This window comes from Myxococcales bacterium, from assembly GCA_022184915.1.
GTDB lineage: Bacteria > Myxococcota_A > Polyangia > Fen-1088 > Fen-1088 > JAGTJU01.
In genome coordinates, this window is sequence record JAGTJU010000001.1 from 935,930 (window position 1) to 950,471 (window position 14,542).

At 65.0% G+C, this 14,542-nt stretch carries 9 protein-coding genes; 4 read left to right on the forward strand and 5 right to left on the reverse strand.

From position 1 onward, the window contains the following. The first annotated feature begins 102 nt into the window (after positions 1-102). From KA712_03845 to KA712_03860, 4 genes are all read left to right on the forward strand, one after another. Complete coding sequence (locus KA712_03845) at positions 103-1,692, forward strand: hypothetical protein (protein ID MCG5052072.1); 1,590 nt, start codon at positions 103-105, stop codon at positions 1,690-1,692. Between the two features lie 139 nt (positions 1,693-1,831). Continuing rightward, on the forward strand, positions 1,832-3,595 hold the full coding sequence (locus KA712_03850) for a protein kinase (GenBank protein MCG5052073.1): 1,764 nt from the start codon (positions 1,832-1,834) through the stop codon (positions 3,593-3,595). 1,058 nt (positions 3,596-4,653) lie between these two features. Next, entirely contained in the window at positions 4,654-5,007 is a 354-nt protein-coding gene (locus KA712_03855; protein MCG5052074.1) for a hypothetical protein, read from the forward strand. An 11-nt stretch (positions 5,008-5,018) separates the two neighbouring features. Beyond that, positions 5,019-6,011 (forward strand): PEGA domain-containing protein, encoded by a 993-nt coding sequence (locus KA712_03860; GenBank protein ID MCG5052075.1) that lies wholly within the window; start codon positions 5,019-5,021, stop codon positions 6,009-6,011. A 24-nt stretch (positions 6,012-6,035) separates the two neighbouring features. Here KA712_03860 and KA712_03865 read toward each other — a convergent pair whose 3' ends face one another. From KA712_03865 to KA712_03885, 5 genes are read right to left on the reverse strand one after another with little or no spacing between them, the layout of a single operon-like run. Continuing rightward, positions 6,036-8,810, reverse strand: coding sequence for a hypothetical protein (locus KA712_03865; GenBank protein ID MCG5052076.1), 2,775 nt, complete (start codon positions 8,808-8,810; stop codon positions 6,036-6,038). Between the two features lie 18 nt (positions 8,811-8,828). Beyond that, positions 8,829-10,445 (reverse strand): GMC family oxidoreductase, encoded by a 1,617-nt coding sequence (locus KA712_03870; GenBank protein ID MCG5052077.1) that lies wholly within the window; start codon positions 10,443-10,445, stop codon positions 8,829-8,831. Continuing rightward, positions 10,442-11,587 (reverse strand): alpha/beta hydrolase, encoded by a 1,146-nt coding sequence (locus KA712_03875; GenBank protein MCG5052078.1) that lies wholly within the window; start codon positions 11,585-11,587, stop codon positions 10,442-10,444. The genes KA712_03870 and KA712_03875 overlap by 4 nt, the downstream gene beginning before the upstream one ends. A gap of 8 nt (positions 11,588-11,595) precedes the next feature. Further along, the gene (locus KA712_03880) at positions 11,596-12,705 is read right to left on the reverse strand and encodes a hypothetical protein (protein MCG5052079.1); all 1,110 of its coding nucleotides are present in this window, start codon (positions 12,703-12,705) and stop codon (positions 11,596-11,598) included. Next, positions 12,702-14,387 (reverse strand): GMC family oxidoreductase, encoded by a 1,686-nt coding sequence (locus KA712_03885; GenBank protein MCG5052080.1) that lies wholly within the window; start codon positions 14,385-14,387, stop codon positions 12,702-12,704. The genes KA712_03880 and KA712_03885 overlap by 4 nt, the downstream gene beginning before the upstream one ends. Positions 14,388-14,542 lie beyond the last annotated feature (155 nt).

The window sequence follows — 14,542 nt, forward strand, 5'->3', positions numbered from 1 at the left end:
GTCAATTATCTCGGGGGCTTAGCCTCTGGCGCGGCGCGACTTACCCTTCCTCAGGGGGATTCGGGCAAAAGGCGCGCTAAGTTACGTGAACGAGGCGTACTTTTGCTGTCCCGGGATCATCGTCGCGCACGCATCGTGCTCGTGGCCCTCGCAGCCTGTTCGGGCCAAACGGCGCAGGGGCCGGAGCCCCGCCCAGAAGCTGGTCAGGCCGTGCCGGCGCCCGTGCCGGAGCTGGCGCCCGCGATGCCCCCGAATCCCGATTCGCCCTCGGCCTTCACGACTCCCCCTCCCCGCCGCCCGGACATGGCTGTCGATCTGCCGGAGGCACCCGTCCCGCCTGCCTGTGATTTGGCCTTCACAGAGGTCGCCGCCTTTCAAGCCGTCAAGTCGGTGCTGTGGCGTGAGGGTGAGATCGTCGAGAGCCCGGTCAACTTAGTCGCCGGCAAGGCCACGTTGTTTCGGGCCTACGTTGCGCCCGGGCCGCAGTGGGACCTTCGTATGGTCAAGGCGCGGCTATCGCTCTTTGTTCCGGATCACGAGGTGCGCCACTATGAGGCCGAGACGTGGATGACCGAGTCATCGACGGACGCAAGCGGGGCGAGCACGTTCAATTTTTCGGTGGAGGGTCAGGCGATGACCCCGCAGACCCGCTACCGAGTCGAGCTCGAGCTTGGCTCTGATTGCCAAGGCCCCGCGGCCCGCGTACCGCGCGAAGGGCCGCTGCCCGTGGGCGCGGTGGAGGTGGCTCCGTTCGAGTTGATGATCGTGCCTTTCGCCTACGGGGCCGACGGCAGTTTCCGCTTACCCGATACCTCTTCGGCCCAGATCGAGCTCATCCGCGCGAACCTTTCGGCCATGCTGCCCATGAGCGAGATCGTCATTAGCCAGCACCTCCCGGTGCCTACAGGGATTGTGCTCTCTGCCGAGACGTTTCCCCTCCTTCTCGACGAGCTGCGGGCGATGCGGGCAAAAGAGGCGCCTCGCCAGGCGGTGCATTACCTGGGACTCGTGGCGCCAACGAATGAGCTCGAGGATTACTGCAAGGGAAACTGCACCGCAGGGCTCGGGTTCAGCAACCTGGCCAATCTGCCGGAGCTGAGGGTCGCGGTGTCTGTGGGGTTTGCCGGCGACGTCTCGGTGCGCGCCCTGGTGCACGAGCTCGGGCACACCCTGGGACTGCTGCACGCGCCCTGCAACGCGGGTGAGACCGTCGACCCCGCGTACCCCCACGAGGGGGGGCTGGTGGGCGTCTGGGGTTTCGACCACCGCGCCAGGTCGCTGCGGGCCCCCACGCTGGTAGCCGACTTCATGGGCTACTGTAGCGACCACTGGATCAGCGATTACTCCTTCGCAAAGGTCCTCGGGCGGTTGCGTTCGTTCATGACGGCCACCGCGGCGTTCACGGCGGGGGAGGATCGTCACGAGCCGTACGTCACCCTGTACCTGACAGCCCAAGGCGGCGTGCGCGCGGGTGCCAGGCACCCCTTGGGGGCGCCCCTACCAGGGGCACCGCTGGCGGTCCGCTTCGAGCCGGACCAAGGCGCTGCCGAAACCGTGCGGGTCTACCCCCTTCCGTTCGCGGATGCCGGGGGTCACTTGTTTCTGGTGCCCGCCCGCCTGCAAGAGCGCCCTGGGCAGCTTTTCCTGTCCGGCGTCACGTGGGGGCCTGTGCGTATTCCGACAGAAGACTAAAGAGGGCCCGCCGCGGCCGACCAGTGTCCCAGGGTGGTCTACTGAGGGGGCGTGTGTGAATCACCGCTACGTGGTCAGGCGCGCAGTGTAGCGGGTATACGTCAGACTGCGCTAACATGGGCTCCTCAACGTGGGGACGATGGCATACGAAGGTGAGGCGCCCGAAGACCTGTCTGATACCGACGGTTCGCCGCCTTCGGCTACCCGGTCGACGCCTCCGCCCTCGATGATCGGACAAACCGTCGCCAGGAACTTCAGAATCACCAGTCTGATCGGTGCCGGCGCCATGGGTGATGTTTACCGAGCCCAGCAGCTCTCACTCGGTAAGGACGTTGCGCTCAAACTGTTGCGGCGCGAGCTGCTCATCGACGAAACGCTCCGTCGGCGCTTCGAGCTGGAAGCCAAGAACGCCTCATCTCTCAATCATCCCAACTGCATTCAGATCATCGACTTTGGCCGCGACGGAGATCTCCTCTTCATCGCAATGGAATTCCTTGATGGCCAGGATTTGAGTCAGCGCATCGAGGCGCAGTGGCCGTTTCCCCTAGAGCGCACGATCCACATCTTCGATCAGGTGCTTGCTGCCCTCGAGGAGGCTCACGAACATGGGATCGTTCATCGAGACCTGAAGCCTGCCAACGTCATGCTCGTGAGTCGCCGCGGCGACCCTGATTTCGTCAAAGTCTGCGACTTCGGAATTGCGAAATCCGACGCCTCCGTGGCTTCTTGGGCAGAGGGCCTGACCATGAAGGGGCTCATTTGTGGAACGCCCGAGTACATGTCGCCCGAGCAAGCACGCGGCGAAAAGTTGGATGGACGTTCCGACCTTTATGCTGCGGGCGTCTTGCTCTACCAGATGCTGACGCGGGAGGTGCCCTTCAAGTCGACGTCACCTGTGGCTCTGCTCAGTATGCACTTGAGTGAGCCGCCCCAACCGCCCACGATGCGAAAGCCTGGCATCGATGTTCCTCCGCGGCTCGAGGCCCTGGTGCTTTCGGCTCTCGAGAAGGATCCCGCGCGTCGCCCCCAATCGGCCGCAGCATTCAGGGAGTCCTTACGGGACGCGGTCTCAGATGTGCTTGCCTACGTGCCGGTCATTGGCACGGGGCCCCGCTCCTCCGGGGTTCACACGGCCGGGCCGTCGGGGGTGATGCTGGCCTCGTCATCAGGTCGGGGGACGATCAGTCAGCCTACGACGGACAAGGTCGCGCTCGCCTCGGGGGGACGCAAGGGACTCTGGCTCGGTGTGGGCGCACTTGCCGTGGCGGGCGCCGCACTGGCCTGGCCTGTACTGATGCCGAGTACGGGGCCGACACCCTCGAAGGAGACCTTCATGCCCGCTCCGGGCGGCGGGGACCCCGATGTGTCCAACGAGGCCTCCCACAAAGTTGCGCCCGCCTCGCGCACGTCGCCCGGTACCGAGGCGCCGGCTGCCGCATTTGTGCTCCCCACGGCCCCGCCCACGGCCGCCCCCGAAGAGCGGCCACGACTGGTCGAACCCCCTAACGGAGAGGGGCCTGTTAGGCGTCGCAAGCCAAAGGTTTCGATGCCCGTCGGCGACGTGGTGGGCTCGGGCGTTCCTCCTCTTCCTGGACCGCAACCGTCGCAGGCCGCTGTCCATGCTCCCGTGGCCGCAGTGGCCGAGGCGCCTCGCCTGCCTCTTTGGGAGCTGTCACTCAGTGAGGGCCAGAGGCTGCTCGGCAAGGGACAAACCAACGAGGCTTGTGCCAAGGGAGAAGAGGCTCGACGTCTCGAGCCCAGCGCGGCGGCCCCCTACAAGTTTCTGGGCAAGTGTTACATGCGTGCAGGCAACACTGCGCGTGCGACCGACAACTATCGCAAGTACCTAGAAATGGCGCCGAATGCCCCGGACGCCGCCTTCATCAAGAGCATCGTCAGATAAAGAACGCCCGTATGAAACGCCCCATCCCGACCCCTCTAGCGGCGGCGTTGATCGGCCTGTGTGCTTTGGTGCTAAGCACCGGCTGCCAGGTCGACGTCGAAGCCTTTCATCAACGCTTGTTTTCATGCAACCCTAGCGCAAAGGAGCCTGGGTGCGGCACCGATCGTGAGGGGCAACCCATGGTCTGCGTGGCAGCTCAGCAGCTCGGCGGCCCCAACTTTTGCTCGGAGAGCTGCGATCGCGCTGTCGTACCGGTAGATGGCAACGAGACGGTGGCTTGCCAACCTGCGGGCCCGCTTTCCTCTCAAAGGCTCTCAGGCGCCGCGCTCAAGAAGTGCAATCCGGCAATCCCCGACGCTTGTGGGCACCCAGAGCTATCGTGTTTGCGTACGGATCTTTTGGGCGCCGAAGGCGTGTGCATGACGCTTAGCCCATGCCAAACCAATTCCGACTGCCGTGATCCGGTGCGCTCGGTCTGCATGGGCGAGCTCATTCAATCGACCTACCCTGGAGCGAGTCTACAGACTGACCATACCTACTGCGTGCAGTTTGGCTGCCGGGCCGACGGCACGGCATGTTCCCCTGGTGAAGTGTGCCTTCGAAACGTGGTGGTCAAGGAGTCGAAGCCCTCGGATATCTGTGTGCCCAACTGCGACTCGAACGACAACTGCCCTCCCAACTACTTCTGCTTTCGCAAACTCTACAGTGCGATATCCCCTAACGTCTGCATCCCCGGCCTTCTCGGCCTTCGATGCGAGAGCAAGATGGACTGTCTCTTCGGAGATTGTGTCGATACGGGGGCAGGTTTCAATATGTGTACCGTCGCGTGCCAAAGCGATTCGGACTGTGCGAAGTACGACGGTGAACACGGCACCTTCTTCTGTAACGCTGCCAAGTATTGCGCTGGGTCTCGGGCGTTCAAGGGACCTGCCTGCGACGTCGACGCGAATTGTCGACCAGGGGAAATCTGCGCTCGCATCACGCCCCTACAGTCGCAAGGGTTTTGCCTCCTTCCCTGCGTTGCGGGAGGGTGCCCGGCCTTTGGCGGCGTCAATCACATGTGCGTTCCCCAGGTCGATCGCACGAAGGCGCCCGTGTGTTGGCCGGGGGAGCTCGGGGTACCGTGCTTGGCCGACGTTCAGTGCATCGGTGGGCTTGCCTGCCAAAAAGCGCCCGGTCAACAGGTGGGCTTGTGCACCACGCTTTGCCGCAGCGACGACGATTGCATCAAACAACGCTTCGCCCGGGAAGGGTACTGCGAACTGGCCTTGAACGTTTGTTTGCCGCCGCGAAGGGCTGGACGGGCTTGCGAGACGAACCAGCAGTGCGAATCGAAGAACTGTGTGGTCACTGCGTCCGACAATCAAGGCAACGTCACGGCCCGTGCCTGTGCCGAAATCCCTGGGTACTGAGGAGCGCCGAGATGCTGCGTTTGGGTAGGATGAAGACCTGGTTGGGACCGTGCCTCGGGCTCGTCGTGCTTGCGCAGGGGGCGCAGGCAGGCGGAAAGGCGTGGGGGGCCGAAAAGCTGGCGGTGCTGATCTTGGGAACGTCGGAGGCCGATGCCGATCTCGCCGAGAACGTGACCGAAGTCGTGATTGCCCACGTCGCGCGGCACGGCACCTTCGAGCTGGCCGGCAAAGAGGAGTTCCAGGCGCGGCTCGGTATGGATTCCGAGGTGCGCGGACAGGCCTGCCTCGAGAGCATGTCGTGCCTGAGCCGCGCGGCCGTGTCGCTGGGGGTGCGCCGGATCGTTTCGGGCAGCGTCGGCGTTCGGGGAAAGCAGTTCTTGTTCAGCTTGGCGCTGAACAACGTCGAGAGCGCTCAGGTCGAAAACAGGGTGTTTCGTCTGATCGAAGGCGACGTGCAGGCCCTCATCAGGGCCGTACAGTCGGGAACCGCCGAGCTGTTCAAGCCCCGCGTGGAGCCAGGGCGTGTCGAGGTGAAGAGCATGCCCGAAGGCGCACGGGTCTCCATCGATAACGCCTATCTAGGGATTACCCCGCTCATCTCGGGGACGTTGCTGCCCGGCCCGCATAGGGTGCGCGTCGAAGCCGATCAGCGCTTTTCCTGGACGTCCACGGTGGAGGTGCTGCCCGGGCAGGATCTGGGCATCAACCTCACAGAGGAGAATCTGCCGCGGAGACGCCAGTTCCCAGGTCAGGTGGCGTATGCAACGGGAGCGCTCAGCCTCGCGGCGCTGGCCAGCGGTGGCTTCTTCGGTGTGTTGTCCCAGGTCAGCACCTCGGGTGATACCCGGCTCGAGCATCAAGACAGCCTGGACGAGCGGGCGCGCTTTGCCGACATCGCCACCGTCTCGCTCATTACGGCCGGGGGCCTGGCGCTCCTCTCGCTCGGTACGTTCATCCTGTATCGCGACGACATCTTCGGCCGCGACGAAGACGTGAAGAACTGAGCCTCCGTTCCGGGCCGGCGGTGCTCAGGGCGTGCGTGTGACCAGCGTGATGTCGAAGGTCACGTCTCCCTGGCCATCCAGAGGCCAGCGCTCGTGCAGCACGCCCGTGGCATTCGCGAAGACGCCCGTGCCGCCCAGGATGAGACCTCGCTGGTCCCCCATGTATCCGTGCGTGGGGCGGCTTTCGCTGTTGTTGCCATCGGTGGCCACGTAGAGCGAGCCTGCACCCGATACGAGCAGGGTCCACTGGCTCTGATACCCGAGATTGTCACCCGGCTCGCTGCTCGCCGCCGCGGCAAGGCCTGTAACGGCGCCGTGCTCGTCGCGGAGCTTCGCCAACAACACGCGCACGCCCGCTAGCTTTTGGTCCGAAAGGGGTCCCAGGCTGGCCGGGAAGACGGGTTCGTCGACGTCGAGGCCGGCAGTTCGGTAGATGAGGTCTTGCTTGGCGGAGAAGGTCAGTTGTCGACGTTCCATGCGCCAGGGAAGGCCGGCCTTCAATCGCCTCGTACAGCGCGGTGGCAGACGCAAAGCCTCGATCTCGGGTGTCGCCGGTTGGGCTTGGGGCGATGCATGTACGAACTGAAGTTCGTACCGTGTATCGGCGACCATGTCGCCCAATACGGGCACTTCCTTGACGATGTTGAACTCGCGGAAGGCGCCGATCACATTGCGAAAGCCACCGGTGCCTGCGTGCACGATGCCGTACCCGTCGGTAAGAGGGCCCAAGGAGCGGTTCATCTCACGCAGGCCCTGCCACGCACGGCCGGTCTTTTTGACTTCGTTCTGGAGCTCGGCCAAATCAGGTCCGCCTTCGACTTGCCCCATGAACAACATGCCTCGGTCAGGGAAGGTGAGAGACCAGTCTGTGAAAGCATCGATCGACTTCTGGGCGACCGCGTCTTTGTCGAGGATCACGGTCTCGAGCTGATGGCCAATACCCACCACTTGCCCGTCGTCGTTGCGGATGCGGGTGAGGTTGACGAAGCCACGTCGAATGGCCAAGTCGGTGAGCTTCCCGATGTCGGGTGGATGAAACGGGATGGCGCCGATGCCGCCATGGGTCTGCACCAAATTGTCGGGGATCCAGGAACAATGGTAGCGCTGTGTCTCGAGGGTTTCGGCGGCCTCGTCGTCGAGCGCGAGACCCTCGAGGAATTCGGGGAATAGCCCGAGCTGCGCGATGGCGCTTGGCAAGGCCAACGGCTTTCCTTGAGAGGTGATCTGCGGCTGGTTACGAAGGGGAGCGGGGCGCCAGGGCCAGATCCAAAACAGAAGCCCCGCGATCACCGCCACGGCCAAGGCCAGCTTCGCGGCCACGAGCTTGAGCCACCCGCCCGGCTTTCGCAGGTCCGGAAGCAGCCGCGCCGCCCCCACGTAGGTCTCGAAGAGCGTCCCCAAAAACAGCCGCATGAAGGCCGTCTGCGCCCGCATCTGTTGCCAGGGCGTGCGTGCCCCGAAGACGTGAAACGTGAGCAGCTGCGAAGCGAAGTCCTGGGGCAAAATGTGCAAGAGGCCGCGGCCCCAAACCGGCGCCTGTTCGGAATCGCCGTCGTACACGGTGACGTAAAGGGTGGTCGTGTCGGCCCAGACGTCCAGACCTGGATCGTCGCGGATCACCTTGTACCCGTCGAAGAAGAAGCAGCGCCCGCCGTCGCTCAGCAACTTCATCCGGTACTTCATGCGTCGCGAGCCGTCACGCTGGTCGACGAAGAGATTGAAGTGGCCTCCCGCAACCAACAAGGGTCGAGGATGCAGCGCGGGGGCCACCACCGTGCCCACGGCCCGCGCAGGGTGCTCCGGATCCCGGTTCATCCCGTCCACGCTCTCCGTCACCAGCGTCAACACGAACACCAGTGACGACTGCTCCTCTTGGCCGCGGCGAAAGCCCGCGTCGAAGGCGCCGTCTGCGGTCACTTGCGCGGAGACGAAGCCCTTCATGGCCTCCGTGAAGCGCAGGCCCGCCGTTGTCGGCTGGGTGGGGGCCGCCAGCAGCGGGGCCGTCTCGATCGGGCCCGCCTTCAGCTCGGACAGCCACAACGTCACGTTCCGGGTCACAAGTGTGGCGAGCGAAAGGGTGGGGCAGAGCCCCCAGTCGGCCGGGCAAAGGGCCCCTCCGGCCACGTAGAGGCCCCCATGCACCGCTTGGCCCTCGCCCGTGAACACTCGCCCCTCCGCGTCCGCGCCCCCTTGCAGGCTCCCTTCGGCCATCGCGCAGCGCACGCCTGTTTGCGCCGAGACCGTCAGTCCACAGCGGGCCAACCAGCGTCCCGCCTCGGTGCCCGTGGCCACCACCACCGCACGCGTCGTGACGAAGAGGAAAGGCGCATCGAAGCGCTCGCGACCCACCCGCTCGATCTGAAAGCTGAGGGCATACCCTTGTGCGTGGACCTCGAGGCGCTGAGGCACGAAGTTCACAAAGGCAGGAACCCCACGAGCCATCGCGTCGCCGAGGTAGGCGGCGGTCAGGGCGGCCTCGCTCTGGGCGTTCGCTTTGGCCCCATCGACCTGTGCCATAGCCCGGGTAAGGCCATCCCGGTCGGCCCGAAGACGCGCGGGGAGCGTGGCGTGTGCGAAGAGCGCGTCCTGGTGTGCGAAGGGCCGTTCACCCGTCCCAGGCTCTTGCCCGAGCTCTTCCGCCGGCTCGAAGAGCGCCACGTGTAGCCCTCCGGCCGCCAAACGGCTGGCGGCCAGGGCACCACCCAGTCCTGTGCCCAGGACCACCACGTCGTAGTGGGCCTCCAGGTGCGAGGGCGGGCTCGGTGAAGGCCAAAATGAGCGAACCTTGGAGTTCGACATGGGAAACCTTGCGCAAAGTCAGGGCTGATCGGGATCCGCGGCCGTCATGTCGCGGCCGTGCAACATCCAAAACGCCGCGCGTTCGGCCACGGCCCCGATCGTCAAGGACGGATTGACCGAGAGGGCCCCCGGGATGCAGGCGCCGTCGGTGACGAAGAGCCCGGGGTACTGCCAGACCTGTCCGCGGTGATCCACCACGCTGGTCTCGGGGGTTTCCCCCATCACGCAGCCTCCCAGGGGATGGGCCGTGAGTAGCTTGCGCAGCGGCCACCGCCACAGCAGGCTCGAAACGTAGCGTCCCCCTGATGCCGTCGCGATGCGGGCCATGGCCTTTTCCATCTGCGAGAACATCTCGCGGCTCTGCTTGTGGCTCCACGCGAGGTCGAGCGCGTCGTCGCGCAGGCTCATGCGCCCATCCGCTGCATCAGAGCCCATGCCCAGGAAAGGCAGGAAGCGCGCCGTGCGGCCGCCGTCGAGCAAAGCGGCGATCTCGTCGCTGAGGCGGCTCGATTCCACCCCCAAGCCCAGGGAGCGGCGAAGGTAGGCCCGAAGCACCACCCAGATGCGGCGGAGGTAGCTCGTTCTCGGCGGCAGGGCGCCTTCCAGGAACCACATCATCTGATCGGGAAAACCGAGGTCCTCGATGTGGATGTCGTGTGCGGCTGTCGAGCAGTCTGCCACGGCGGTGATACTGGGCGCGAAGGCGGGATCCACCACTTTGGGGACATCCATCGCGCCGGCAAAAAGGAAATCTCCGTTCCCTGAGAAGCGCTGTCCCAAGAAGGGACCGAGCTGGGGTAGGGTGCGGGTGCGATCACGTGATCGCAGCAGAATCTCGTTCGTTCCCAGCGTGCCCGCCGCCACCACCACGTTCCGCGCTTCGATGACCCCGGTCTCGAGCGTCGAGGCTTTGCTGTCCGACAGAACACGGTAGTGGACCGCAAAGCCTTGCCCCGAGGCGAGAGGCGCGATGTGATCCACCTTGTGAAGGGGGCGCACCTCCAGCCCATGGCGGCGTTCGGCTTCGGCGATGTAGGTGATGTCCAGCGTGTTTTTGCCCTGTGTGTGGCATCCGAGCAGGCAGTTGCCGCAGTACACGCAGGCCGACTGGGCAATCCCGGCCGCGTTGTGCCGATCGGGTCCCGTGTACACGGCGATGTCGAGCATCCGGGGCGCGTGACCCGCGGCCCTCGACGCGTCCATGAAAACATTCGTCCTCGGGGGCAGGTCCCTTCCCTGCGGAGGGCGCAGAGGCTTCGACTCGAGGCGCGCCTGGACGCGGTCATAGTAGGGATCGAGCACCTCGCGCGACAGTTCGCGAGGAAAGATCCTCTTCATCACAGGGGCGGGCGTCCGGATGTGGACGTTGAAGTAGTGCAGCGAGCCGCCGCCCACGCCCACGCCCTGGATGACGTCCATGTTGCGGAACACGCGGTACTCGAGGAAGCCGGGCGACTTGTGCTCCTGCCAAAAGCCGTTCGCCACACGGGCGATGCTGCGGGGAAACTCGTCTTTGCTCCAGCGGCGCCCTTGCTCGAGCAAGACCACCTTGCGTCCCGCCTGGGCAAGGCGGTGGGCGGTGATCGCACCGCCGAACCCAGACCCAATCACGAGGGCGTCGATGGGCGTGCTCATGGGCGGCTCACCCCCGCAAGCGCCTGCGCCCGGATGAACTGGTGAATGAGAGGAAACACTTCGCGATCGCAATCCTTGCCCATCAGCACGTCTTGATGACCATATCCGGGAAGCTCTCGGTACGCGTATCCCGAGAGGCCCTTGCGGGCGATGAGCGCTGCGGTGAGCGCGTTGGCCCCAGGGAAGATGTGATTTTGGTCTCCGGAGAGCAAGAGCGTGGGCACCACCACTTCACCCACCCGATCGATGTAGCGATCCGGCAGTTTCGCGAACTCTGGTTTGGTTGAGTAACGCCCGAAGCAGTTGCCGTTGAACACGCCGTGCCGCACGTTGCGAAAATAGGACATGGCCACGGGCCCAAACAGCTCCGTGAGGCGGTCGTGGGTCTCGGGCGCCATCTTCTCGTGTGTGAACACCGCCGGGAAGCCGGAACCCCACAAAAAGCTCACGAGGTTGCAGGCGGGGTCATTGCACTCGAGGTGCACCAGGTTCACGAGCTTGGCGAGGGCCCGCCCCACCCAGGGGGCCTTTACGCCCGGCTGTCCCCACCGCGGATCGACAACCCGCATGCGCAGCACGGAATCCACGAGGAAAGGCGCGGCGACCAGCTTCATCATCGCAAAGGGATGGACCCGCGGGTTCAAGGATACGCTGTTCGATACGACACTCGTGATGCCCGACACGTGCTTGCCGTATAGGGCATGGTGAAAGGTGACCGACCCCAGGCAGTGGCAGATCACGTGCAGGCGCGCATCGGAACCCACTGTGCGTCTGATGAAATCGATGATCGTCGGCCAGTCGTAAGCGCCAATCTCGTCGAACGTGAAAGTGGCGTCCGTGTTGTATGCGTAGTGATTGCTCATGCGGAAGTCCGCCAACCACACGTCGTAGCCCTGGTCGTGCAAGAAGGCAGCCAGCCCGTAATGTTCGGGCATCACGTACATGTCCGAGGACGTGGTGAGGCCATGAATCAGCAAACAGACGTCGCGGGCGCCGGGGTTCGGGAGGCGCGACACCGAGATGCGCACGCCGTCCGGTGTCGTCAAGGGATGCAGCGTGGTTGCCAACGTGCCGCTGCGACGGGTGGTCACGCGGAAGATGCGATCCTGCAGGAGGGGAGGCGGCGAGCCAGAAAGAGCCATGTTGCGCCTCACAGGGAAAGATTGCGTCGCAGCAGCGTTGCGATGAGTGCGGCAGCCCCGAACGCGAGGCCTAGCTCCAGCAACAGCAAGGTGGGACCCAGGCGTCCCGCATCACTGAAAATGCGCACCGCAGGACCACCAAGGAACCCAAGGCCCGCTGCCAGCCACAAGGTGAAGGGGTTGCGCGCGAAGAACCGCAGCGCCAGGAGTACAAACGCCAAGGCCATGGCCATCGACGTCCAGCCGATGCGGGGCGCTGCCTGCGCGTCCAGCATGCTTTGGAGCATGTAGACCGCTGCCACCACGAGGCACCCCACGCCTGCCGTCGAGAACAACCGGTGAACGAAGCGCACCGCCTCGTCTTCTGGTCCATCCAGGGGGCCCGTATCGAGCGCGGAGCCCACGGAAAACCGCGCCAGCCAGGCGAGCACGACGCCCATGACGACCATCTCGACCACGGCGCCCAGGAGAAGCTCGGTCGAGCCGCCAATCATCTCCGTCATGGCACCGTGAAGGAAGAGGGGCAAAGAGGCCGCAGCGAGCAGGGTCATACCGATGGCCATCTTCCAGCGGCCCGCTCGTTGCGCCACCGGGAAGGCGCGCAGGAACACGGCCGTGGACATCACCACCACCAGCGTCTGCAGGGCGAATCCCCAAAGCGGGTGGGTGGAAAACAATCCGCGTGCGGGATGCGCGGCATCGAAGGAAAACGGCGGCCCCACGGGACGGGCGTCAAGAGACGGCCAGAGGGTGAGGTCGGCGTCGTGCACGAGGAAGTCGAGCACCCAGTGTCCGAACACGGCGAGCCCCACGGCCCCGCTCACGCGGCGATCGCGATAGGCCAGATACACCATGGCTGCGACGAAGGCGGCCAAGAGCAGGTTGCTGGCCAGCGCATGAGACCACGGCTGGACCAACAAGTGTTGGTCGCCCACGTAGCGAAAAGGGGTGTCCACCCGCACCACCTCGAGGGGCGCGCGTGCAGGCGTCCGCAAGAGATTGAGCGCCGCCCACAACACGTCCGGCAGCGCCGCCGCCAGCAGCAGCAAGGGCAGGGGGGCCCGTGGGCATCGGCCCTTGAGCAGCAAACCCGTAGACAGGTGTCCCAACGCCGTCATGCCGAGATCCCCTTTTTGTGGTTGGCGATCACGCGGTTCGCGAAGCGGTCTGCGAGGGCTGCGATCGTGAGGCTTGGGTTCGGTCCCACGGGACCCGGCATCACGGCGCCATCGGCAACGAAGAGGCCCGGGTTCTCGAAGACCTCGCCGTGATCGTCCACCACGCCTTCCTGCGCGTGCCGCCCCATGGGACATCCCCCAAGCGGGTGCACGGTCACGAGACGTTTGAACCACCACAGAGGGTTATCCTGAAACTTGGCGCCCATCTGATGCGAAAGGATCTTCATGTGGTCGCGCACCCGATCGAAGAAGGCGGCCGACGTCTTGACGTTCCAGGTGGAATCGAGCCGGCCGCCCTCGTTGAGGTGCAGCAGGCCGTCGGGAACGTCACGGCCCATGCCGAGCATGGGCAGCGAGGCCATGGTCAATTCGTTGCCGCTGATGAGCCTCGAGAACTCGCGGCTGAAATCGGTATCGTGCGACAAGCCCAGCGTACGTTTGAGGAGCTCCCAAACGAAACCCCAGGCCCGTCCTCCCTTGCGGACGGCGCTGAACGACTCGGCCACCCAGTTGAGGAACACGGGAAAGCCGGCATCCTCGATGTACGCGCCCCGTCCCTTCGCGCCGGGGCCGTCGAGCGCGTCGGGCAGACGAACCCGGCTCGTGATCACGGGGCCGCGGTTGGGCGCCAGCTCACGAAACGTGCCCGCTTCATCCTTCGCAAGCACGGCCATGCCCAAAATGTCGCCGTTGCCGCAAAAGCGGCTCCCGAGTTTCGGCAGTTGCCCTTTGAGGTTCCCCCGATTGCGCAGCATCAAGTGGGTGCTGCCGAGCGTGCCCGCCGCCAGGATCAGCTGGCCGGCGGTGAGGGTGAGGCGCTTGGCTTTATCCACGGGCACGCCGTCTTGCAGGCTTTGGTCGATGTAGTCCACGGCCCATCCGCCCTTGGGTAGGGCGCGGAACGCGCGCACGTCGGCCCCTGTCCGGATCTCGGCTCCCCGTTTTTTCGCCTGCGAGAGGTAGGTGAGGTCGAGCGTGTTCTTGCTGCCATAGTTGCAGCCAACGTCGCATTCGCCACAAAGCCGGCAGGTGGTACGGGTCTGTCCGTGCAGGTTATCCGTGTCGAGAGGGACCACGGGCTCGCCGGGCGTCTGCCCCGGGCGGGAGAAGGTCACGGCCAGGGGCAGGCAGGCATGATCCAAGCCCGCACGGGCCGCGGCCGCAGCGTAGGCGCGCGTCTTCGGGGTCGAGGCGGCGAGATGCGCGGGATACACCTCCAGGCCAATCTGCTTTTCCACCTCGTCGTAGTGCGGGTCGAGATCGGCGCGGCTGACCGGCCAAGGCTCGTAGGTCCCCTCTGTGGCGCCTTCGTCGGCGAACCAAGCTTCGTCCTTGCGGATGAGCACGTTGGCGTAAATGAGCGAGCCTCCGCCCAGCCCGCTGCTGACGAGGGCGTTCAAGTGCTTGAACTGCCACAGGTGGAACATGCCGTAGAGGCCTGCCGCGGGATCCCAGAAGTTGCGGGCCAGCTCGTGAGGCGCGCGGGGGTAGCTCCCGGGCTTGTACGCTTTGCCCCGCTCGAGCACGCAGACGGACAGCCCTGCCTCCGCCAGGCGGTAGGCCATGACCGAACCGCCAAAACCTGAACCGACGACGACGGCGTCGAAGTGAGAGTCGCTCATCGAATTGCCCCTTGGGAGGTGAGTGGAACGGGACACAGGAACGTTCTTTTCGGTCCTCCACCCGGGGCGCCTCTCCCGTACCACGGCCAGATCACCGAACGAACCCTCGCCCGTTATACGCGTGTCCGCACGCAGGGCGCAAGCGCATTGCGCTA